General features: G+C 40.6%; 23 protein-coding genes and 1 tRNA gene. 10 read left to right on the forward strand and 14 right to left on the reverse strand.

Annotated elements, in window-relative coordinates:
- The first annotated feature begins 195 nt into the window (after positions 1-195).
- From ACOYVE_RS07820 to ribE, 6 genes are all read left to right on the forward strand, one after another.
- A tRNA-Cys gene (locus tag ACOYVE_RS07820) sits at positions 196-269 on the forward strand.
- 20 nt (positions 270-289) lie between these two features.
- Complete coding sequence (locus ACOYVE_RS07825) at positions 290-475, forward strand: GIY-YIG nuclease family protein (protein WP_422881466.1); 186 nt, start codon at positions 290-292, stop codon at positions 473-475.
- A 184-nt stretch (positions 476-659) separates the two neighbouring features.
- A complete protein-coding gene (ribD, locus tag ACOYVE_RS07830) occupies positions 660-1109 on the forward strand; it encodes a bifunctional diaminohydroxyphosphoribosylaminopyrimidine deaminase/5-amino-6-(5-phosphoribosylamino)uracil reductase RibD (protein ID WP_014856629.1) in 450 nt (149 codons plus the stop codon).
- Entirely contained in the window at positions 1102-1737 is a 636-nt protein-coding gene (locus tag ACOYVE_RS07835) for a riboflavin synthase (RefSeq protein ID WP_014856628.1), read from the forward strand. Before ribD ends, ACOYVE_RS07835 begins: the two co-directional genes overlap by 8 nt.
- 3 nt (positions 1738-1740) lie before the next feature.
- Complete coding sequence (locus ACOYVE_RS07840) at positions 1741-2958, forward strand: bifunctional 3,4-dihydroxy-2-butanone-4-phosphate synthase/GTP cyclohydrolase II (RefSeq protein ID WP_014856627.1); 1218 nt, start codon at positions 1741-1743, stop codon at positions 2956-2958.
- Between the two features lie 12 nt (positions 2959-2970).
- Complete coding sequence (gene ribE / locus ACOYVE_RS07845) at positions 2971-3435, forward strand: 6,7-dimethyl-8-ribityllumazine synthase (protein ID WP_014856626.1); 465 nt, start codon at positions 2971-2973, stop codon at positions 3433-3435.
- Here the strand turns inward: ribE and uvrA are convergent.
- Positions 3432-6263: an excinuclease ABC subunit UvrA gene (gene uvrA, locus ACOYVE_RS07850; protein ID WP_422881500.1), complete on the reverse strand. Its 2832-nt coding sequence runs from the start codon at positions 6261-6263 to the stop codon at positions 3432-3434. The genes ribE and uvrA overlap by 4 nt on opposite strands.
- 81 nt (positions 6264-6344) lie before the next feature.
- On the opposite strand from uvrA, the gene ACOYVE_RS07855 reads away from it, so the two are divergent.
- Together ACOYVE_RS07855 and ACOYVE_RS07860 are read left to right on the forward strand one after the other, a co-directional pair.
- The gene (locus ACOYVE_RS07855; RefSeq protein ID WP_014856624.1) at positions 6345-6977 is read left to right on the forward strand and encodes an IMPACT family protein; all 633 of its coding nucleotides are present in this window, start codon (positions 6345-6347) and stop codon (positions 6975-6977) included.
- Between the two features lie 102 nt (positions 6978-7079).
- The gene (locus tag ACOYVE_RS07860; protein WP_014856623.1) at positions 7080-7520 is read left to right on the forward strand and encodes an RrF2 family transcriptional regulator; all 441 of its coding nucleotides are present in this window, start codon (positions 7080-7082) and stop codon (positions 7518-7520) included.
- Between the two features lie 37 nt (positions 7521-7557).
- Here ACOYVE_RS07860 and ACOYVE_RS07865 read toward each other — a convergent pair whose 3' ends face one another.
- From ACOYVE_RS07865 to lepA, 5 genes are read right to left on the reverse strand one after another with little or no spacing between them, the layout of a single operon-like run.
- Positions 7558-7989: a hypothetical protein gene (locus ACOYVE_RS07865; protein ID WP_014856622.1), complete on the reverse strand. Its 432-nt coding sequence runs from the start codon at positions 7987-7989 to the stop codon at positions 7558-7560.
- Complete coding sequence (locus tag ACOYVE_RS07870; protein WP_014856621.1) at positions 7986-8630, reverse strand: O-methyltransferase; 645 nt, start codon at positions 8628-8630, stop codon at positions 7986-7988. The genes ACOYVE_RS07865 and ACOYVE_RS07870 overlap by 4 nt, the downstream gene beginning before the upstream one ends.
- 2 nt (positions 8631-8632) lie before the next feature.
- Complete coding sequence (locus ACOYVE_RS07875; RefSeq protein ID WP_014856620.1) at positions 8633-10630, reverse strand: S8 family serine peptidase; 1998 nt, start codon at positions 10628-10630, stop codon at positions 8633-8635.
- 6 nt (positions 10631-10636) lie between these two features.
- On the reverse strand, positions 10637-11539 hold the full coding sequence (gene lepB / locus ACOYVE_RS07880) for a signal peptidase I (RefSeq protein WP_422881471.1): 903 nt from the start codon (positions 11537-11539) through the stop codon (positions 10637-10639).
- 15 nt (positions 11540-11554) lie between these two features.
- Positions 11555-13348, reverse strand: a complete 1794-nt coding sequence (lepA, locus tag ACOYVE_RS07885; RefSeq protein ID WP_422881473.1) for a translation elongation factor 4 — start codon at positions 13346-13348, stop codon at positions 11555-11557.
- A 131-nt stretch (positions 13349-13479) separates the two neighbouring features.
- Here lepA and ACOYVE_RS07890 point away from each other — a divergent pair, with 131 nt between their 5' ends.
- Positions 13480-15276, forward strand: coding sequence for a PQQ-binding-like beta-propeller repeat protein (locus ACOYVE_RS07890; protein WP_422881474.1), 1797 nt, complete (start codon positions 13480-13482; stop codon positions 15274-15276).
- Entirely contained in the window at positions 15277-15927 is a 651-nt protein-coding gene (locus ACOYVE_RS07895) for an HAD family hydrolase (protein WP_014856616.1), read from the forward strand.
- On the opposite strand, the gene ACOYVE_RS07900 is transcribed toward ACOYVE_RS07895, so the two are convergent.
- From ACOYVE_RS07900 to ACOYVE_RS07935, 8 genes are all read right to left on the reverse strand, one after another.
- Complete coding sequence (locus ACOYVE_RS07900; RefSeq protein ID WP_422881476.1) at positions 15928-17172, reverse strand: hypothetical protein; 1245 nt, start codon at positions 17170-17172, stop codon at positions 15928-15930. It abuts the gene before it with no gap.
- A gap of 105 nt (positions 17173-17277) precedes the next feature.
- The gene (locus tag ACOYVE_RS07905) at positions 17278-18669 is read right to left on the reverse strand and encodes a sigma-54-dependent transcriptional regulator (RefSeq protein WP_014856614.1); all 1392 of its coding nucleotides are present in this window, start codon (positions 18667-18669) and stop codon (positions 17278-17280) included.
- An 11-nt stretch (positions 18670-18680) separates the two neighbouring features.
- Positions 18681-19370 (reverse strand): sensor histidine kinase, encoded by a 690-nt coding sequence (locus ACOYVE_RS07910; protein ID WP_422881478.1) that lies wholly within the window; start codon positions 19368-19370, stop codon positions 18681-18683.
- A gap of 106 nt (positions 19371-19476) precedes the next feature.
- Complete coding sequence (locus ACOYVE_RS07915) at positions 19477-20421, reverse strand: NAD-dependent epimerase/dehydratase family protein (protein WP_422881480.1); 945 nt, start codon at positions 20419-20421, stop codon at positions 19477-19479.
- Positions 20414-22333 (reverse strand): molecular chaperone HtpG, encoded by a 1920-nt coding sequence (gene htpG / locus ACOYVE_RS07920; RefSeq protein ID WP_422881481.1) that lies wholly within the window; start codon positions 22331-22333, stop codon positions 20414-20416. Before htpG ends, ACOYVE_RS07915 begins: the two co-directional genes overlap by 8 nt.
- 87 nt (positions 22334-22420) lie before the next feature.
- Positions 22421-22588, reverse strand: a complete 168-nt coding sequence (locus ACOYVE_RS07925; protein ID WP_014856610.1) for a twin-arginine translocase TatA/TatE family subunit — start codon at positions 22586-22588, stop codon at positions 22421-22423.
- A 52-nt stretch (positions 22589-22640) separates the two neighbouring features.
- Positions 22641-23132: a hypothetical protein gene (locus ACOYVE_RS07930; RefSeq protein ID WP_422881482.1), complete on the reverse strand. Its 492-nt coding sequence runs from the start codon at positions 23130-23132 to the stop codon at positions 22641-22643.
- Positions 23129-23656 carry an FMN-binding protein gene (locus ACOYVE_RS07935; RefSeq protein WP_422881483.1) on the reverse strand — a complete coding sequence of 176 codons (528 nt, stop codon included), beginning with the start codon at positions 23654-23656 and terminating at the stop codon, positions 23129-23131. The genes ACOYVE_RS07930 and ACOYVE_RS07935 overlap by 4 nt, the downstream gene beginning before the upstream one ends.
- Positions 23657-23659: the final 3 nt, after the last annotated feature.

Consider the following 23659-nt stretch of genomic DNA (forward strand, 5'->3'; position numbering starts at 1 on the left):
AAGTGGTCTAAGGCGAAGGTCTGCAACCCGCCTCAGGCGGGCGAATCCGACCGCTGATTAATCGTTCTTCAAAAAAGTTTTTTTTATTATTGGCGGCGTAGCCAAGTGGTCTAAGGCGAAGGTCTGCAACCCGCCTCAGGCGGGCGAATCCGACCGCTGATTAATCGTTCTTCAAAAAAAAGTTTTTTTATTATTGGCGGCGTAGCCAAGTGGTCTAAGGCGAAGGTCTGCAAAACCTTTATTCGTCGGTTCGAATCCGACCGCCGCCTCTGCATTTTTTTGCACTCCCATGTTTTACGTTTACGTCTTAAGGAGCCTGAAAGACAACAAGAGATATGTCGGATTGACATCCGACATTTCACGTCGTTTCAGGGAACATCAGAATGGATCAGTCAAGTCCACCCGCCACCGTAGACCCTTTGAGTTAATTTATTATGAATCTTACGAAAACAAATCCGAAGCCATGAAAAGATGATTATTTTTCAATCCGGTATCTTATACACTATTATCAATCACTAAAAATTAATCTTAAATTTTACTTCTAATATGCACCCTTTAATTCTATTATGTCGTTACACACATCCGTAGAAATAGTAGTACTATTAATTTTTTTACTCCTGAAATAAAGTTATTTTTGTGATACGAAATTTTTTAATTTTATGGATACAAGAAAAGACAGTGATTATATTTTGCGATGTTTTGAATTAGCGCGCAAAGGGCAAGGCAAAGTCGAGCCAAACCCCATAGTGGGATGCGTCATCGTAAGAGATAATAAAATATTATCCGAGGGGTATCATGAATATTTTGGCGGACCGCATGCGGAAGCTAATGCGATTAATAATGCCGGAGTAAATCTTGAAGGCTCTACCCTCTATTGCAATCTCGAACCGTGCTGTCATACAAATAAAAAGACTCCCCCCTGCGTGCCATTAATAATTAAGAACAGAATCAAAAAAGTTGTAATATCGTCAATAGATCCCAATCCGCAGGTGAACGGCAAAGGTATTGAGGAATTGCGACAAGCGGGTATAGAAGTAATTGTGGGAATTCTGGATAATGAATCTAAAGAATTAAATAAAAATTATTTTGAAAGTTTTAAAAATGTTTAGCGGTATAGTAGAAGAAATAGGGAAAATAGAGAGAGTCGACAGAATCGAGAACGGGATACAATTTTCGATTAGCGGAAAAAATATATTCGAAGATTTAAAATTGGGAGATTCCGTAGCGGTAGACGGAGTATGTCTAACAGTTACGTCGATAAATAATAATTTATTCAACGTTGATGCTGTCGGAGAGACGTTGCTGAAAACAACCCTCCGTAATTATAACGCGGGTAATTTTGTTAACTTAGAGCGCGCAATAAAATATAACGAAAGAATCGGCGGACATCTAGTACAGGGACATGTTAATTATACGGGGAAAATTAGAGGCATAATTCCCAAAGGAGAAAATTATTTATTGGAAATTTCGTATCCTTACCAATTGAAAAAATATTTTATAGATGAAGGCTCTATAGCTGTTAACGGCGTCAGTTTAACTATTGCCCGGTTATATGAAGAGTACTTGGTAATATCCGTTATTCCATATACGTGGGAACATACAACACTAAAATTCAAAAAACCAGGCGATCTCGTTAATATCGAAGTTGACTTGATTGCCAAGTATGTAGAAAAATTGATTAATTCGAAAGAAGATTCAAATTTTACGACTGATAAATTAAAAAAGATGGGTTATTAAAAGATGTCCAACGAAAATAAGTTGAATACAATCGATCAGGCGATCGAGAGATTCAAAAAAGGCGAGATGGTTATTGTAGTTGATGATGCAGACCGCGAAAATGAAGGCGATATTATTATGGCTGCCGAATTTGCTACTCCTGAAGCGGTAAATTTTATTACCCGCGAGGCAAGGGGCATTTTGTGCGTGGCAATTACACCCGAAAGAGCCGATCAGCTTGGGCTCGACTTAATGGTAAAATACAACACTTCCCCGCACCAAACTCCCTTTACGATATCTATCGATTATCGATACGGCACAACTACAGGCACTTCGGCTTTTGACCGGGCAAAAACAATAAAGGCTATTGCCGATAAAAACGCAGGCGCAGATGATTTCGTGCGTCCGGGACACGTATTCCCTCTTGTAGCAAAACCGGGAGGCGTGTTAAAAAGAGCCGGGCATACCGAAGCCGCTGTCGACCTTGCCAATCTGGCAGGACTTTTCCCTGCCGGTGTTTTGTGTGAAATTCTCGACAGCGACGGTACAATGTGCCGAGGCGAAAGATTAAACGAATTCGCTAAAAAGCATAACCTGCCTGTTATTTCCATTGCGGATTTAATTGAATTCCGCAGGAAACAAGAAAAATTAATTAAAAAAATCGTGACTGTCGACCTGCCGTCCAAACACGGTAATTTCAAGCTTCATTTATACGAAAGCACAATAGAACCGCACGAGAATGCAATAGCGCTGGTTAAAGGAGACATATCCGACGGTAATCCCGTTTTAGTTAGAGTTCATTCCGAATGCCTGACGGGCGATGTGTTCGGTTCTTTAAGATGCGACTGCGGAGACCAACTCGCCACAGCCCTCGAAATGATCGAAAAAGAAGGAAGAGGCGTTTTGCTCTATATGAAACAAGAAGGAAGAGGAATCGGCTTGGTAAACAAGTTGTTGGCTTATTCACTTCAGGAGAAAGGTAAAGATACCGTGGAAGCAAACGAGGAACTCGGTTTCAAGGCAGACCTCAGGGATTATGGCATGGGAGCTCAAATTTTGAAAGACCTCGGCATTTCAAAAATAAGATTACTCACGAATAATCCGAAAAAAATTATCGGATTAAAAGGATACGACCTCGAAATAATAGAGCGCGTACCGATTGAAATACCCGCAAATGAAGTAAATAAAAAGTATCTTAAAACCAAAGCGGAAAAATTGGGACATATTATAAAAAATTTATAATCAGGAGGAAGCATGGTTAAAACTACCGAAGGGTTACTAAATGCGGAAGGCAAAAAATTTGCAATTGTTGTTTCGCGTTTTAACGAAATGGTATCGAAACAATTATTAAACGGCGCTCTCGATTGCTTAATCCGTCACAAAGCAGATGAATCTAATATTCAGGTATACTGGGTACCCGGTTCTTTCGAAATTCCGTTAACTGCGCAAAAGTTGGCGCAAACAAAAAAATTTGACGCTATAATTTGCCTGGGCGCCGTAATAAGAGGCGGAACCCCTCATTTCGAATATGTGGCTTCCGAAGTTTCAAAAGGAATAGCCAATGTTTCGTTAAACAGCGGACTACCCGTAATATTCGGAATAATTACGGCTGATTCGATGGATCAGGCGCTGGAACGAGCAGGCGTTAAAGCGGGCAATAAAGGCTGGGACGCAGCATTGTCCGCCATTGAGATGACTGACCTATTCAGTAAAATTTAACGGTCATTTAATTCTTCATTGAGAAATTTTCCGGTAATACTTTCTTTGATATTTGCAATTTCCTCAGGCGTTCCGGCGGCAATAATATTTCCGCCGGCTTCTCCCCCTCCGGGACCCAAATCGATTATATAATCCGCAACTTTAATTACATCCAGATTGTGTTCAATGACTATTACAGTATTTCCCTTTTCGACAAGTTGATTTAGAACATTTAATAAAATTCTTACGTCTTCAAAATGGAGTCCGGTAGTCGGTTCATCGAGTACATAAACCGTTTTGCCCGTTGCAACTTTGCTCAATTCCGTCGCTAATTTCACGCGCTGCGCTTCTCCTCCGGATAAAGTCGTAGCTTGCTGCCCCAACCGAATATACCCCAGTCCCACGTCGTAAAGAGCTTTAATTTTTCTGTGAAGCACGTGCAAATCTTCAAAAAACCGAAGCGCTGCTTCAACCGTCATATCCAGTATATCCGAAATCGATTTAGTTTTATAAAGGATTTCAAGCGTTTCCCTGTTATATCTTCTTCCGTTACAAGCTTCGCAAATTACATAAACATCAGGCAAGAAGTTCATTTCGATTTTTTTGACTCCGTCGCCGCCGCATTCTTCGCATCTGCCGCCTTTTACATTGAAGCTGAAACGACCGGCTTTATAACCGCGTACTTTCGATTCGGGCAGTTGAGCAAATAAATCCCTGATATGAGTAAATATGCCTGTATAGGTGGCAGGATTAGATCGCGGAGTTCTCCCGATAGGCGTCTGGTCAATTTCGATTATTTTATCGATATACTCAAGACCTTTAATTTCCTTATAAGGCAATGGGACTACTTTGGAATTATAAATATGTTTATAAAGAACACGAACCAGAGTTTCGTTAATTAACGTCGATTTGCCCGAACCGCTTACACCGGTTACGAGGGTTAATGTGCCAAGCGGTATTTTAAGATTAACATTCTTTAAATTATTTCCCGACGCGCCTGTTAATTCCAAAAATTTTCCGCTTCCTTTCCTTCTCTTTTCAGGCACTTCAATCTTTTTTTTATTTTTTATATAGTCTAGAGTAAGAGAATTGAATCCGTTTTCAGCTAGAATTAATTCTTGCGTTTTTCCCTGAACGCATATTTCCCCGCCGTGTTCTCCGGCTCTTGGACCGAGGTCGACAATGAAATCGGAGTTTTCGATTGTTTGTTTGTCGTGTTCAACTACAATTACAGTATTGCCGAGGTCGCGCAGATTTTTTAAGGATTCGATAAGTTTTACATTATCCGACTGGTGTAACCCGATGCTCGGTTCGTCGAGCACGTAAAGAACGCCGGAGAGTTGAGAGCCGATTTGAGTGGCAAGCCGTATTCTTTGAGATTCGCCGCCCGAAAGAGTTCTGGCGGAACGCCCGAGGGTTAAATAACTCAAGCCTACATTCAACAAAAATTGTAATCGCGATTTTATTTCTCTGAGAATCTGTCTGGCAATTAATTCTTCCCTTTCGGTTAGCTCCAGATTATCGAAAAATTCGAGAGCTTTATCGATTGAGAGATTCGTAACCTCTGCTATATTCAAATTGCCGACTTTAACGGACAACGCTTCTTTCTTTAATCTTCCCCCGTTGCAGGCAGAACAAGTAAGTGTACTCATATAAGCTTCCGCCCACTGACGAATTTTATTCGACGAAGTGTTGTCATAGTAATGTTTAATATAATTCATTACTCCGCCGAATTTATGCATGTACGTTACTTCTTTGTCTCCTGCGTATGAATATGTAAATGGAATTTTTTCATTTGTGCCGTACAACAGAATGTCAAGTTGTGTTTTGTTCAATTCTTTCAACGGCGTATCGAAGTCGAATCCGTATAGTTTAGCCACGCTTTCGAGCTGCTTAAAAAACCAGATCGATCGCGGTTTGCCCAACGGCGCTATCCCTTCCTGATTAATAGTTTTATTCCAATCGGGAATTATTAAATTAATATCGAGCTCTTTTTTCTCGCCCAAACCGTCGCATTCGGGGCATGAGCCGTAAGGCGAATTAAAAGAAAACGAATTTGGCGCCAGCTCCTGAAATCCGATTCCGCAGTGAGCGCAGGCAAAATCCCTGCTATACCAATGATCGTTTTCTCCGTCGTTAATAATTACGCTTCCGTTGCCGTAATTCAATGCGACTTCGATCGACTGGCGAATACGGTACTTGGAGGACTGGTTTACTTTCAATCGATCGATAACGATCTCGATATCGTGTGTTTTGTATCTGTCGACTTTGAAATTATCGATTAATTCGTGTACGGTTCCGTCGACACGAACCCGCAAAAAACCGTCTCTGAGAATTTCGTTAAACAATTCCCTGTAATGCCCCTTCCTGCCATGAACAACCGGAGCCAAAATCTGAATTTTCTTTTCATCGAATTCATTTAGTATAATATCAATAATCTGATCGGATGACTGTTTCTCAACCGGTCTGCCGCAATTATAACAATATACTTTTCCAACCCTGGCATAGAGTAATCTGAGATAATCATAAATCTCGGTTATGGTGCCTACGGTTGAGCGGGGATTGCTCGCCGTAGTCTTTTGCTCAATCGATATCGAAGGGCTCAATCCTTCTATCAGGTCTACGTCGGGTTTTTCGAGAAGCGTCAAAAATTGACGCGCATATGTCGACAACGATTCAATGTAGCGCCGTTGTCCTTCGGCATAAATTGTATCGAAAGCAAGCGTGGATTTACCCGAGCCTGACAACCCCGTAATAACGGTAAGAGTATCCCGGGGTATTTCCAGATCAATATTTTTCAGATTATGTTCCCGCGCGCCTTTTATGATAATTTTATTATATTCTTCCATTTCAATAAATTTGTTCGAGTTCAATCTGTTATTTTATATAATAAACTGACTAAAATCAATTTATTTTTCCGGTAGCCCCTTATGAATGCAATAAAAACGTTGCTCAGAGACTGTCAATATAAATTCCGGGAAAAAGGTTCCCTCTTCATCAGTCAGGGTTTTCCTATAGCAACAATCGAATCGGCCGAAGAAATATTGGAACAGACCCGAAAAAAATATTTTGACGCAACGCACAATTGCTATGCTTTCAAAACAGCCGACGGAAATTTCAGGTATTCCGACGACGGAGAACCAAACGGCACGGCCGGCATAAGGATATATAATGCGATTAATCACTTTGATTTAACAAATATAATCGTAATTGTAACCCGGTATTTCGGAGGCGTAAAATTGGGAGTCGGTCCGCTGGGGAAAGCATATTATCACGCCGCTTTCGAAATGCTCAAGAATTCTGAAATTAAAGAATTAACTCTTTACTTACGTACTTCGTTAAAATATGATTATAAGCATTCAAGTTCGGTACACCATTTCTTGTCGAAATACGAGGCGCAAATTGAAGATAATTTATACACCACCGTACCCGAAATCATATTTGCCGTTCCCGCTTCAAATTACGAATTGCTCAAAACCGACCTCGAATCGCATTTCCCTCCGCAAAATAGCGGAATCCGACCGGTAGACTTATCGGAAAAGACTGAAAAAATTTTCAAATAAATTTTATATATCATGTCCGAAAATATTGACAAATACAGACTAAATAACTAATTTTAATTAAGATATTAATCTCTTTTTAATAATCTTAGAGAGGACCTCAGTATGATTTACACGAAAACGGGAGAATATGCAATAAGAGCAATCTTATTTTTGGCGCGGCAGCCTAAGGACAGATTAGTAATGTCGTCGGAGATTGCTAAAAGCGAAGATATTCCGTCTCATTATCTGGCAAAAATACTCCAGAGAATGGCAAAATACGGGTATGTCGATTCTTATAAAGGAAGAGGCGGCGGCTTTAGAATTACCGAATTGGCAAAGAAAAGCTCTATATTGGAAATTGTGGAAAGAGTCGAAGGACCGGTAATTAATCTAAAATGCGTTACCGGGTTAAAAGAATGTTCAGAAGAAAATCCATGTCCGCTGCACGACGAATGGGAGGAACTGAGAAACAGAATTTATAATTTGATATCCAGTAAATCGGTTCAGGAAGTAGCCGAAAAATATGCCGAGACCCTCAGCAAGAATAACGCAAATACCCAATAACTATTAGAGAAGGGTTGCGGTTAAACTGCAACCCTCTTCACTTACCGTATTTCATATCGTTAAAATAAAGTTTTAGGAAACTCAAATCCTCACAAAGAAATTTCAGATTATTCATCGATTCATGAGTGAGCCGTAAATATTTCTCTTCGAAAATAGAACGAAGAAAATCCGTAGACTCCGTAAGGATATTCGTCAGTAATTCCCTGATTTTTATTACCGTATCGAGATATTCTTGCTCAATCTTTTGTAAATATTCGTTTTCAAGACGTTCGTCTTTTTTTTGGATAATATTAATAATTCCCTTTGAAAACTTGGCATGAAACGATAGTTCCTCGAGTTGTTCCATTTTGCCGGTTTGTATCGACAGCTCCGTCAATCTGTAGATATCCTCTTTAAAATGAAGCTTTCCTTTTGACAAATCTTCAATATAATTACAAATTTTTTCGGCTTCCAATTTCGGATCTCTCATTTTATTTTCACCCCCAAACCAATTCCGTCTCCTACCGGTAAAATCGTAGCTTTTAAGGCAGGATGATCCAGAAAAAGTCGATTGAATTCCCTTATTATATGCGTTGACTTTTTATAAGACGCCGGCACCCTGGTAGCCGCAGTATATCCGTGCCACAACAAATTATCGATAAATATAATTCCCCCTTTTTTGAGGAGCATTAACGAGTAGTAAAAAAGCTTTTCGTAGTCTTCTTTGTCGGCGTCCAGGAAGATCAAATTATATTTTTTTTGCAGGGATGGCATTACTGACAAAGCGTCGCCTTCTATAATTTGTATTTTATCCGACAAGCCGGAGCGTTCGATAAATTCGCCGGCAAGCGCAATGTTGTCTTTACTCTTTTCAATCGTATCAATTATCCCTTTTTTCCTGATAACCTTTGCCATCCGTATGGTTGAATATCCGATAGCCATACCGATTTCAAGCACTCTCTTCGGACGCGAAATTAATATTAAGCGCTCCAACAACTCTGCCGCATTCCAATCGAGTATCGGAATTTTGTTCTTCGCGGCAAATTCTTCCATTTCATTTATAAGCGGGTCGCCGCCGGTACGTAAAGTCTTTAGATAATCCAATTGTATCTTATTTACTATATCCGGCATAATTACCTCATCAATACGATTTTAATGACTTTTTGTTTGCCGTCTACCAGCAGTCTGCAGAAATATAACCCGCTTGATACATGCAGGTTATTGTTACTCGTTCCGTACCATTTGAATTTATGCCATCCTTCATAAAGTTCGCCGCTATAGAGCGTATATATTCTTTGCCCCAATAAATTGTAAATAGACAAATCAATATTTGCGGCTTCCGGTAGAGCGAATTCAATATTCGTTTCAGCGTTAAAAGGATTGGGATAATTTTGAAGCAACGTGAATTCATCCGGCAGCGTTCTTTCTTCAACGTTCAGATTATAACCCACGTTCAACTTACCGTATTGAATTTTATAATAAGCTGACGAAGGAACGCGTATTTGTTGTCCGTTTGCTTCATATGTGTAATAAAACGAAAGAACTTCTCCGTCGGATAAAAACGGCAACTGAAACTGATAAACATTCTTTTCGTTTTTGGTTAATTTATAAACGGAAAAATTCATATTGTCCGTAGAATAATGTATTTCGGGATTTGAAATCTCATAATCGAGCGTATCGAAAAAAGTTTTATTGAGGATATATGAATTGCTTATACGGTTAAGGTTAGGAAAATTTACAGCTCTCAAAGCGGAAATTAATCCCCACCCTCTTTCGTTATTCGGAGAAGAAGCATTATCTCCCGACTCGAGCATAATGTACCGAATTTGAGCGTTAGTCAGATGCGGATAAAATGATTTCAGCAAAGCGGCAATACCCGCTGTTATAGGCGTCGAAAAAGAAGTCCCGTTTCCGGTAAAATAACCGTTTGAAGTAGCGTAACTTACACCTGAACCCATAGCAACCAGTTCCGGTTTCACGCGCCCGTCCGAAGTCGGTCCCCTGCTGCTAAAATCGACAACTCTGTTGCTGTCGTCGACCGCTCCTACAGCAATAACATTAAAAGCGTCCGCCGGGCTTACTATTTTTCCGTATAAATTATCTCCGAATTCGGCTCCCCAGCTTGTCGCACCTTCATTGCCCGCGGAAGTGAAAGTAGCCACTCCGAATTCAAAAGCTTTATTCAAGGCGCGGGCTACTATGGTTGTCTTGCCGTTCATATCTTCAAAAAGATAGGAAGATTCTGGTTTGTCGAAAATATTGTATCCGAGAGAACTGCTAATAATAAACGCTCCGTTTGCTTCGAGCCATTCTACTCCGGCTGCGTAATTGTCTTCCTCCAGATGAGTTTCGGATGGAACATACTCGGTTTTTGCCAGTAAATAAGAGGCTTCGTATGCCGGACCAATTAAATTTCCCGGGGCATAACCCGCTATAATGGATAATACCGCAGTGCCGTGTCTGTCCTGATTCGAAGCGTCGCCTTTTGACGGCTCGTTTTCCGTTATTTCGTCATTTTGTATAAAATCCTTTTCACCGATTACATTTACAAATTTTAACGCGGGATTATCTTTATAACGAAATCCCGTGTCCAAGAGTCCGATTAAAACGCCTTTACCGGTTATTCCGAGATCGTGGAGATATGGTATATGAGAAAGGAGATTCTGCTTTAAGGAATAACCGTAATCTTCATTAAACTGCGTCTTGGCTACGGCATTGCCGCTTAACGGATTGTTTTCACCAGGATAGCGGAATTTGTAAATTTTTACTTTTCGTATCGAGTCGACGAAATCCAAAGCTTTTATCTCTTCCAGTTTATCTTCGTCGATGTAGCACGAAACTGCATTAAACCACTTTAATTGATGAACAATTTCAACTCCCAAGCTCTTGAGTCTGTCCACATAACCGGAATCCAGCGGCATGTCCTCGAAGCGAAGATAATTATTCTCGCCGAAAATTCTTTTTCGTCTTTCGATTGTTTGAGGAGTCAATAACGATCGAATTTTTTCCGCGCTAATTTTGCTGAGGCTGGCAGTATTTCCCTTATCTTTAAGAAAGACGAAATATTTCGACTGGGCTGATATACCGTCGTTTAGTAAGAGTAATATTAAAGATAAAAGAATTAATCTCATTATACATCAGTGGACTAATTTGGCAATTCTGTTAACGCGCACAGAGCCCAGTAATTTAAAGAAATCGGAAAAAGGTATTGAGGGATCCCAAGACCAATAAATCATAAACGCCTCGCCGATAACTTTGTCGCGCGGCACAAAGCCCCAGAAGCGGCTGTCGGCGCTGTCGTCGCGATTGTCTCCGAGCATAAAATAATAATCTTTTTGAATTGTGTATTCGGAAATTTCTTTTCCGTCGATAAAAATCTTATCGCCTTCAATCGTAACAACCCTTCTTCCGAATTCCCTGTCGATTATTGTGCGCCACTGTTCAATATTCTCTGTCGATAACTTAATTACATCCCCTTTTTTGGGCACTACCACGGGTCCGTAATTGTCTTCATTGAAATTAGCTCCTTTGGGAAATATTCTCGGATTGGCCACCCCCTTCGGTGTTACATAAGGATTTACGTATTGAATGTGAGGCGGTATCCAGGCTTCTTCTCCGTTGATAAAAACGACTTTATCGATAATCTCTATAGTATCGCCCGGCAAACCGATACATCTTTTCACGTAATTACTTATAACTGTAGGACGCAAATCATCTCTGTCGCCGGGATATTCGAATACCACTATATCGTACCTTTCCGGATCCGTAATAGCCGGCAATTGAAAATACGGCAATACTATATTCGTAAACGGGATTGTGCGCGGAGAAGTGGCTCCGTATATAAACTTATTTACAAACAGGAAATCGCCGATGAGAATGGTCTTTTCCATCGAGCCGGTAGGCACTCTCGAAGTCTCGATAAAAAATGTTTTGATTAACAGAGCGGCAATTGCGGCATATAATAGATTCTTGAATTGATCGTAAATTTTTTGAAAAGTAGTTTTAACGGGGATGTCTGATTTTTTGTTTTTATTTTCCATATTGTTCCAATAATATTAGTCTTCTATTTGCAAAACGGCCAGGAAAGCTTCCTGTGGAATTTCCACATTTCCGACTTGTTTCATTCTCTTTTTACCTTCTTTTTGTTTTTCGAGCAGCTTTCGTTTTCTGGTTATATCTCCGCCGTAGCATTTAGCCAATACATTTTTTCTGAGCGCTTTAATATTCGTCCTTGAAATTACCTTATTGCCAATAGCAGCCTGGACGGCAATTTCGAACATGTGACGGGGAATCAGTTCTTTCAGTTTGGAACAGACTTTTTGTCCCCATGTATAAGCTTTCTTTTCGTGCACGATTACCGAAAGAGCGTCTACTTTTTCTCCGTTTAGGAGTATGTCGAGCTTCACCAAATCGGATTCTCTGTAGCCGATAAATTCATAGTCGAACGAGGCATATCCGCGCGAAATCGATTTCAATTTATCATAAAAATCAAAGATAATTTCCGCCAGGGGGAATTCGAAGGCCATATCCGCCCTTGTCGGGTCAATATAAGTAGTATTTATATATACACCTCTTTTTTCAATTGCAAGCTGCATTAAGTTCCCGATATATTCGCTTGGAGTAACGATTTGCGCTTTAACAAACGGCTCTTCCACCCGCTCGATTTCACCCTGCGGCGGCATATCAGCAGGATTATCGACAATTATTTTTTCGCCGTTTTTTTTGAACACCCAGTATTCGACATTAGGCAAAGTCGTGACAATCGACTGTCCGAATTCTCTTTCGAGCCTTTCCTGTACAATTTCCATATGGAGCATACCGAGGAAACCGCAACGGAAACCGAATCCGAGGGCTGCGGAAGTTTCGGGCGTAAAGGTCAATGAAGAATCGTTCAGTTTATATTTTTCGAGCGCGTCTCTCAAATCCTCGTAATCGTCGGAATTGGTCGGATAAAGCCCGCTGTAGACCATCGGTTTTATTTCTTTATAGCCGGGCAGCGGTTTTTCAGCTCCGTTGCGCGCATGTGTAACAGTATCGCCAACTTTGGTATCCTGCAATTCTTTAACATTGGCAATAAGATACCCTACATTACCGGCTTCCAATTTTCCGGTTCTTATTCGGTTTAACCGGAGAATTCCGATTTCCTCTGCAAGATATTTTTTCCCGCTTGCAAAAAATTTTATTTCGTCTTTTTCGTTTATAACCCCGTTTACAACTCTTATGTATGCGATCGCTCCGCGGTAAGAATCGAATATCGAATCGAAAATGAGAGCTTGCAGAGGAGCGTCCGAATCGCCCTGAGGAGCGGGGACTCTTGCAACAATCGCTTCGAGTATATCTTTTATACCCACACGCGTTTTTGCGCTAGCTAATATTATTTCTTCTTCTTTACAGCCGATCAAATCGATAATTTGCTTTTTTACCTGCTCGACCATTGCGCTGGGTAGATCGATCTTATTTATTACCGGAATTATTTCCAAACCCGCGTCGATTGCCATGTATAAATTCGATATTGTTTGCGCTTCGACGCCCTGTGCCGCGTCTACAACCAATAAGGCTCCTTCGCATGCGGCCAGCGAACGGGATACTTCGTAAGAAAAATCGACGTGTCCCGGAGTATCTATTAAATTGAGAATGTAATTATTGCCGTCGTCGGCTTTATAATTCATTTGAATGGCGTGGGATTTAATGGTAATTCCCCTTTCGCGCTCCAGGTCGAGACTGTCGAGCAGTTGTTCTTTTGCTTCCCTCACCGAAATTGTTTGCGTGAATTCGAGCAATCCGTCGGCTATGGTCGATTTGCCGTGGTCTATATGTGCGATAATACAGAAATTACGTATGTTTTGCATGCCTATATAATAATAATCCGGTGCGAAATATATGAATAAGTGACTCTATTTACAATTTGAGCATTTTCCCGGAATCGCCTTGCCAATCGATTTTTTATTAAATTTGTAGTCGTACAATAAGGACTTTTTATATGAAACGATTATTTCCGATACTAATTCTTTTTTCCGCATACGCGCTGTCTGCGCAAAGTTTAAACGTCGCGGTTATTTCTTCTCCAGAACTTTCTTCCGGACTCGATTCCTTAACGTATTACATAAACTATGAAAGCGACGCCGACATAGTCATTTTGCTCGGAGATTTAACCGGCGAAGATCAATCGGCAGATAAAATTAAAACGTTTTTAAACAAGGTTAACAAAGAAACGCTTATACTTCCTTCGGCAGATAATCTTTCAAAGTTAAATGCGCTTTTGGAAATGCCCGAAATATTCAACGACAGGTTCGATTTGAAAGCCGCCGATTTTTTCTTGCTGGGCGTTTCGCCCATCATACCTTACAAAAACTATCGGCATTTTTCAGGCGAAATTTTTAACTGGCTAAATGAAACTCTCGACACAATTTCATTATCGGACGAAATTTATCTTTTCCTTCCCGAACCGATTAACAATACGGCTGACAACTGGAAAGAGGCGATGAAGCTAATCGCTTCCAAAAATCTAAAACTTATCGTCTGCGGAAACTCTCCACAAACCGAGTTGACAAATTTATACGGCTATCCGGCTCTCAATCTTGAAAATTTCAAACCGAATAAATCAAATAAATGGGAAATTCCCGAAATCCGTATTACAGCCGACTCGATAATAATACGTTCTGGTAAATTGTTAGAAGTTATAGACAAAAGAATTGAAGTATCAAAAGAAGAGATAGAAATCGACACAGATAATTTGCCGGATTCAGCCATTGTATTTAAAACGCGTTTGGAGAACGATTTATACAGTCGTCCGTTTTTTTTCAACAACAAAATTTTTGCTGCAGACGCAGCGGGCATTCTGACATGCAGAGATACTACCGGCGAAATTTTATGGGATTATGATTTAAACGGCGATGTTTACGGCTCTATTACAATAGCAGACCGGACTTTAAATGCGGTTACTTTTCAAGGCGACTTGCAATCAATCAGTTTGACGGGCGAGCAAATCCAGTCGATCGGATTCAATGAATACGTCACTACTTCCCTCTTGCCGATTGAATATTCTGGCGACAAAGAATTAATGATTCCCAAAGTCACTAATTCCAAAAAAGCCCTGGTCTTCGGCACAAACGAAGGAAAAGTTTACTGTTACGATCTCGAAACTTTGCAGGAATATTGGGTTAATGACATATCGAAAGAAGCTATCAACGACAACCTTATTCTCCGCGAGAATAAAATTTTCTACACATCCGACGACGGTTTTTTATATTGCATCGACGCGCGAACGGGACTTTTCATCTGGCGCTGGAAATACCGGAAAGGAGACAACCTTTCGGCTTCCGATTTAGTTATTTCATCAAAGTCGATATTTGTCGTATCCGACAACGGTCAACTTTTCTGTATTGATTATCTGCTCGGCAAATTGAACTGGTACAGAGACAGGTATAAATTAAGGAAAGAAATAAGTCTCAGCGGCGACGGCAAATACATATTTTCGTTTGACGAGGAAAATTTATATGCATTTGCCGTACACAACGGAAATACAATTAAAGAAATCAAACTCGACCAAAAAATTCGCTTCCATGCATTTCCTCCGCTTGCCATTAAAGACAACCGGTATCTCCTGGCTGTCGACGGAATTGTATATTTATGGAACGGCGACAAAAATATCGAACGGCTTCTTTCAGTGGGCAACTCGCCGATTATCGGAGTATTGCCACTGTCCGACTCAAATTTATTAATCGCCACAGCCGACGGCGCCATCTATAATCTGAACTTAAACAAACTGGTAAAATGAATGAAAAATTTTGACGGAATTATTTTCGACATCGACGGAACTCTTGCCGACACTCACGAGCTTATATTCGATACATTCAACCATGTTATCGAGAAATATCTGAACAAGAGAATGAGCAACGACGAAATAGTCGCTCTTTTCGGTCCCACCGAAGACGTTATCCTTAAAGAGTATATGGCTGAAAGATACGGCGAGGCAAGAAACGATTATTACGAATATTACCGGAAGAACCACAAAGAAAAAGCGCCCGCATATCCAGGCATAGAAGAAGTTTTAATCTTCTTAAAAAGCCGCTCGATACCGGTAGGAATTTTCACCGGCAAAGGAAGAAAATCCTCCGAAATCACATTAAAAGAACTCGGTTTAATCGATTACTTCGATTTGATTATAACAGGCGACGATGTTGAAAAACACAAACCCGATCCCGAAGGGATTAGGCTCTTCCTTTCCAGATTCAATCTTCAAGGTGAACGAGTATTGATGGTAGGAGACGTTGCAAATGACGTTAAAGCCGCCCGCGATGCCGGCGTTAAATGCGCTCTCGTCTTGTGGGATAAATTTTCGAGAGAGAAGTTCTCCGGCGTTGAAGCCGATTTCAAATTCTACAGCGTGGAGGAATTCAAAAAATTTATTTTTGACAATTTCGAATAATCAGTTTCCGTTTCCGATCGGGTAAATAAACGAGATTCTCGGTTCGATTCTTCTTTGAGGTTTGTAGCCTTTGATTTCGTTTAAGCGATTCCTTACGGGTTCGAATGTCCAGCTGTAAAAAACAGAAAAAAGAAAATACCTTTGAAGTTTATAACCTGCTTCCGCAAATACAAGCGAACGCTCGTCGGCGCCGAAAAAATCCGATAATTTCCCGATGCCCCCTTTGTCGTATCCGGCGCGAAATAGATACGGGAAATTTTCAGAGTTGAATACCGCTTGTAAATGCAGAATGCCGTCGTTCATTCCGTCGGTTTTACTGAAACTTCCTGTAATTTTTAGAATACCGAGCCAGTCGCCTGCCAATTCACCGAAATATCCGCTCCCCGCTTTTGCCCGATTTAATGCGCTTAACTTGCTCGTAAAAGTCTTTTTGTCGTTTTGCAATGCAAACCTTTCAATTTCATAAATAGCATTAAAGTACGACGGGATATATTTATTTCCGTTGAATCTTCTTTCGATTCTTGCATGAAGTTTTAACAATGAAAAACCTTTGAACCCGAATAGAGCCCCGATAGAAGCTCCCCCGCCGAAGTTTATAATCTTAGCGTAGTCAACATAAAACTCGAGGTCCGCCAAATCGGATCTCAAAACAGGAAGTCCGAAATCAAAACCCATAACAGTAGGATTGCTTTCTTTACGGGTAGCTACAAAAAGCGAGTCGACAAACATTCCCGACGTAATACCTGCATTTTCATCCGTATCGGTGACCAGAGTTGCGCCGACTTCAATTGAACCGATAATCGGAATTTCTGCCAACGAAGTAAATTTAAGCGGTCTGACATAGATACGCCCTCCGATCAATCCGCTACTGCCGAAATTACCATACACCGATTCGAAACCGTATTCGTTAAAATCAGCGTCGAATGCCAGCCCTGTTTTTCGCGAATCCAATGACGGACTGTTATTATAAAGATAAAGCACGCTGCCGTGTCCCAAAGTTGCATAATCAAGAGCGCCCAGACGGATATATAACGGATCGTGTTTCTGACCGTACCTGACATACCTGATCATGCTCAGGTAATCCGAAAATTCGTTGAAATTTTCAGAACGGATTCTGCCGTCGGATGTAAAATCGATCCTCAAATCAAGTCCGATTCCTACTTTCGAAATCGAAAATTCAGGGAACATTCGGAATGAATAATGAGGAGCGCCGTTAATCCAATTGATGCCTAATCCGCCTCCCATGTAGGAATCTGCGTTATAAGGATGTAAATATTGCCCGTAATTATGATTGGCGACAAAAATAAAAGGAATTAAAAAGAATAAAAATCTCATATCGGGGAGTAAACTTTAATTTATTTGTTTGGTAACTTCAATTCCGAGCTGTTCCATTCTGTAACGGAGTTTTGACCTCGACAGTCCGAGGATTTTTGCCGCCTGTACCTGATTGCCGTTTGTAATCAAAAGGGTTTTCTGTATCAATGTCTTAACGACTTCGTCCATCGTGATGCCTTTGGAAGGTATTTTCAGAACGAAGGCGTCGGAATCGTTATCTTCTTCCGACTTATTTTCGATTAGAAATGCAAAATGATGAACTCGAAGCATGTCTTCTTCGCAGAGAAGGACAACCCTCTCCATAACGTTTCTAAGCTCGCGGATATTTCCTTTCCACCTGTAAGACTTTAACAAATCGAGAGCGGCGGGATCGATACCGTTAATCGATTTATTGAATTTCTGATTAAATTCCTGCAGGAATGAATATGCTATAAACGGAATATCTTCCTGCCGCTCTCTTAAAGGCGGAATGTCGATTTTTACGACGTTAAGACGATAGAACAGGTCTTCGCGAAAGTTTCCTTTTTTAACTTCTTCTTCTAGATTCCTGTTCGTCGCGGCGAGAACTCTCACATTTACGCTGATTTCTTTTTCGCCGCCGAGCCGATAAAATTTTCTTTCCTGCAAAACGCGTAAAAGTTTAACCTGCATTTCGAGGCTCAGTTCGCCGATTTCATCGAGCAGAAGCGTGCCGTTGTTAGCAAGCTCGAATTTTCCCATTTTGGTTTTCTGAGAAGCTCCCGTAAAAGCGCCTTTTTCGTGCCCGAACAATTCGCTTTCAGCCAGTTCCCTCGGGATCGAACCGCAATTGATGGTAATAAACGGAGCCGAGGCTCTCGGGCTGTTTTGATGAATAAACCGCGCAAAAACTTCTTTACCGGTGCCGCTTTCTCCTTCGAGTAAAATCGTAGTATCGCTGCTCGAAGCCAGTTTTTCGACCGAATCGAGGAGACGTTGAATTTTGGGACTTCGTCCGAAAAATTCTTTGGTCAATTTATCCGTTTCCAGAATCGTATGGAGTCTGTCGATCTCGCTTCTCAGTTTAATATTTTCGAGCGCTTTGTCGAGAACGATATTGAGTTGTTCCAGATCGATCGGTTTTAACAGAAAGTCGAAGGCGCCGAGTTTAATCGACGTGACGGCCATTTTAATGTCGGCATAACCGGTAATCATTATAACCGGCAATGCGGTGTAATCTTTTTTAATCAGTTTAAGAATATCGATGCCGTTATGCGTAGTCAGATAAATATCGAGAAGGATCAAATCGGGTTGAAAATTTTTAACAACATCCGCCCACTGCCCTGCGTCGTTGCATACATCCACTGCATAGCCCTGTTTAACCAGCACTTTTTTGAGAGACAGCGAAACCAGATCGTCGTCGTCAATAATTAGAATTTTCGGTTCCATAATTACCCGAGTTAAAAAACAAATGTGATAAAAAACCTTGAGCCTTTTCCGTATTCGGATTCAAAGCCGAGTTGACCGCCCATTTCTTCGAGCAATCTTTTGCAAACCGTCAGTCCTACTCCGCTTCCCTGAACCTTGCTTGTATAAAATCCGGACAAAATTTTTTCTTTGTCTTCGTCTTTTATGCCGCATCCGAAATCTTCGACTTCCCAGACAATTTTTTTGTTTTCCGGAGTTTCGGCGTATGACGTTCTTACATAAATATCGCTTTTATCCTTCGAAGCTTCGATACTGTTATTTATCAAATTGAGCATCACTTGCAGCAATTTATTCTCGTTAATATTAATCTCATGAATGTTCGGATCGAACTCTTTAATAATATTAATGTTTCTTTTGGAAGCGGTAAAAGAGATAATATCGATTGCTCTTTCTGCAATTATATTAATGGAAACGCTTTTTTGGCGGTCGCCCGATTTGCGAGTGAAATCGAGCACGTCGCTGATTATAAAATTAATCCGTTCGAAAGCTTCCAGCGAAGACGCCACCGATTCTCTCAGCTCGGAAGAAAGTTCTTTTTCGAACATATTGAGATAGTCGAGATTCAATTTAATGACAGTAAGAGGGTTGCGAATTTCGTGCAACAATCCTGCCGTTAACTTACCTAATAGCGTCAGTTTGTTATTCTGGATATAATCTTCCAAAACCCTATATTACCCTTTTATTGGAACCACCTGTGCTAATATATAATCCAATCACTTGCAGCAAAGTTACAAAAAGATTTTTTTATTAAAAAATGTCAGACTCGAATTATTCCTTAGTTCCGTTTGATTTGTAAGAACTGATTGTTTCCTCCAGCGCCGTCTTAAGAGGTATATCGGGCGCAAATCCGAGTTCTGTTATAGTTTCCGAAATCGAAGCCGCGCTGTGTTTAATATCGCCCGGCCGTTCTTCGAGATGCACAATCTTCGAATTGCTTCCGGTTATATCGACAATCATCCGGGCAAGGTCGTTTATCGTAATGCTTACTCCAGTAGCCACATTATAAATCCCCTGTTCGATCTCCGATTCGGCTGCCAGGATATTTGCCTTTACAACATCTTTAACATAGATAAAATCGCGCGTTTGATTTCCGTCGCCGAATACGGTTATATCTTCATTCTTGAGAGCTTTAGTAATAAAAATGGGCACAGCGGCGGCATATTGACTGGCGGGATTCTGCCTGGCTCCGAACACATTGAAGTATCGCAGAGCGATTCCGTTGACTCCGAATTGTTCATGGTACATTTTAAGATAAAATTCGCCGTCGAGTTTTGTAATGCCGTATGTCGATTTGGGAAATACGGGCGAATGGATCGATTTCGGCAGTTCGGGATTATCGCCGTATACAGCGGCAGAACTGCTGAACACTACCTTTTTAATTTTATTTACCTTAGCCGCTTCGAGAATATTTATCAATCCGCCCACATTTATATCGATACATTCCTCTGGATTTTCGATCGATTCGGGCACGGATATAACAGCGGCCAGATGGTGCAGATAATCGGCGCCTTTTGTCGCTTCGAACACCAATTCTTTGTCTGTTATGCTGCCATTATGGAAAATAATCCCGTCGAGTTTTTCAATATTGGAAAGGAAGCCGGTTCTAAGATTGTCAATAATATGAACTTCGGCGCCTTTTTCGAGCCAGGCTTCGGCTATATGGCTCCCTATAAAACCGGCTCCTCCGGTAATAACTATTTTTTTCTTATTCATTCTTTCCTTTATTCGAGTAATCGATATACCAGGAACTCGATTCTTCCAGGTATTTGTTCGCCAGCTTAGTAAAATAATGGGGATCGGTCAACTCGCCGTCGTTGAGCAGTGAAATATAATAAAGCTGTTCAGTAACTTCTTTGATTACCTCGTCGTTCGAATCTTTCTTGAAGACTTCCAGCAAGTTGCGGATTAATTTATTGTTCGGATTAATCTCAAAACGTTTCTTGCTCGGTTGAATTTCCTTATTCGTCATTCTTAGGATTTTTTCCATTGTGGAAGTTAAACCGTCGTTTGTCGATACAAGACAGGCGGGACTTTCCACAAGTCTTTGGGATTCGACTACGTCTTCAACTTTATCTCCCAGTATTTTTTTCATTTTTGCAAGCAGACTGCTGAAATGTTTTTTGTCGTCTTTGCTTAATTCTTCTTTCTTTTCTTCCGATTCTTTTTCATCGCTTTTGATATTTTCCAGCGCTTTTGCGTCTGCGTTTTCAATCGACTTAAGGGGAAAATCTTTATACTTGCCGACGGAATTTATTACCAGTTCGTCGACTGGATCAAAGAGGCAAAGGACTTCGATGCCTTTATTCTTAAAGATTTCGATATGCGGATTACTCAGAATCGCTTCGCGGTTGGGCCCGCTTGCGTAATAAATTTCCTTTTGATTTTCTTTCATTCTGCCGGCATATTCTTCTAGAGAAATCACTTCGGTTTCGTCTTTGCAGAAAGACGAATTGAAACGGAGCAATTCGATATATTTTTCCCTGTTGCCGAAGTCGACATAACCGAGTTTAAATATTTTACCGTGCTCCTTCCAGAAATTTTCATATCCTTGCCTGTCGTTTTTAGCTTTATCGGCAAGATACGAAAGTACAGTTGAAGTAACGCTCGAGGCTATCTTGTTGAAAATTACATTTTCCTGAAGTGTCTCCCTCGAAATATTGAGGGGCAGGTCTTCAGAATCGACAACGCCTTTAACAAAACCGAGATACTCCGGCAGAAGGTCTTTGTTCTTGTGTTGAATGAGGACTTTTCTTACGTAGAGGTCTAATCCGTAATTGTCCCTGTCGATCCAGAAAAATTCGTCGCTTTTCTTAGGGATAAAGAGCAGAGAGTTAAATTGTATCGGAGCGTCAATCGACTTATGAATTATGTCCGCAGGCGGCTCGGTGTCGTGCGTGAGAAATTTATAGAATTCTTCGTACTGCTCTTTTGTAATCGAACTTTTGGGTTCTTTCCAGATTGCAGATACAGTATTGATCTTTTCGTTTTCAACGAAAATAGGAAATGAAATAAAATTCGAATGCTTTTTTATAATCGATTCGAGTCGCCACTTTTCGAGAAACTCTTCGGCGTCTTCTTTTAATAATACTTTGATTGAAGTGCCTCTCGGCAATTCTTTTTCCAATACCGATACTTCATACTGTCCCAAGCCGTCGGAGCGCCATTCGACAGGCTGATCTTCCTTTCGGTATGAACGCGATGCGACTATAACTTCCTTTGCCACCATAAAAACGGAATAGAATCCGATTCCGAAACGACCGATGATATTTGCAGCGTCTTTCGAATCGGCGACCATCTTTAAAAACTCTTCCGTTCCGGATTTTGCAATCGTACCGAGATTTTTTGTAATTTCATCGTAATTCATACCGATTCCGGTATCGGAAACCGTAATCGATTTATCTTCTTTATTGATTGTAATTCTGATTTCAAGGGGTAATTCCGGATTGACTACTTCGGAGCCTCTGGTAGTCTCGAAGCGTAATTTATCGAGAGCATCGGAGGCATTCGAAATTAATTCCCTCAGAAATATTTCCCTGCTGGTATATAATGAATGGACTAAAATGTCGAGCAGTTTTTTAACTTCGGCTTTGAATTTGTACTTTTTAGCGGTATGCACTTCTCCCATATCTCCTCCCCATATTATGAAAAACCATACAAAATGCTACCGCAAAAATAATGATGATTCGGTTCAGCTTCAATCCGGAGCGGGCATTTAAGATTTGTCGTTTTCGGGTTTATCGTCGTCTTCGTTGATGGCTTTCTTAAAAGATTTTACTCCCTGTCCCAATCCCCTCATCAGTTCCGGTATTTTCTTGCCTCCGAATAATAAAACAAGCACCAAAACTATCAGGATAATTTCAGTTGCGCCTAGATTTCCCATCTTTCACCTCTTTTTTACGGACAAAAGATAATAAAAATTATTCATTCCTTCATTATTTTTTTATAAAACAAATTTCAAAAAAAGAAACCGAGACCATAACGTAAAACGACGCAAACATTAAGAGAGAGGAAATAAAGGTAAGGTAAACAAAGGAAGGATTGTAGAATCTGATCAGCCAAATTGACCCGAAGGATACGAGAAGCGAAATAAGAGGCTCCGCCATAAAAAAGATTTTCCATTTCCCGCCGATAACCGAATTAAAATAAAATATAAGTCCCACGGTGAAAAATACGAACGACAATCCCAGTATGTGATTGTGAGTTGTAATAATTAGCTCGGATACGGGTTTAGGATAAGTTTCCTTTATCTCAAAGTCGTCGCCTGACTGTGATCCGTTAAATCTTTCAATTACTCCTTCGGTCGACATATGAGTGGTATGCCTCACAAACAATACGCCGATACTTACGCCTGCCGTAAGGGTAAACAAATATATGGCAAGGAAAAGTTTAAGGTGTTTATCCAGGTTTTTCAGTTTTAGAGTCATAAATCGGATTTAATAATATTTATCAACTCGGTTAGTTTGGCTATTCCTTTGGTAACAGACCCGGCGGAAATTGTAGCGCCGCTGATGGAATTGATCTCCTTGCCGAATTCGAATGACGAAGAAGCGTCCTTCCCGCGGAATTGCTGCAACCAAACTTTTTCTTTTACCGCTCCTCCGTAAGATTCTCTGTATTTTATTATTTCCGCATTGATTACTTTTGCCTGCGTATCGAAAACTACTAGAAAGGTAATCGGTAGCGATTTACCGTAAACGTTGTCCAGCGCCGCAACGGCTCGCAGAGTATCTCCGCGGTATATTTTCCATATGTACAAATTGTCCCTGAAAAATTTCTGACGGTATTTATTCTCCAGTCTTGTTTTGATATCGTCCGGTATATCGTATTTAATCATTTCCACTTTAAAGCCGGAGCCGAAAAAACTTTTGACGGTTTTTTCGGCTTCTTCCTTAATACCGGCGCAGACAGAGCTTAACAACAATAAATATATAATAAAAAATCGGACCATAAT

It is taken from the genome of Melioribacter sp. (assembly GCF_049325435.1).
GTDB classification, from domain to species: Bacteria; Bacteroidota; Ignavibacteria; order Ignavibacteriales; family Melioribacteraceae; genus Melioribacter; species Melioribacter roseus.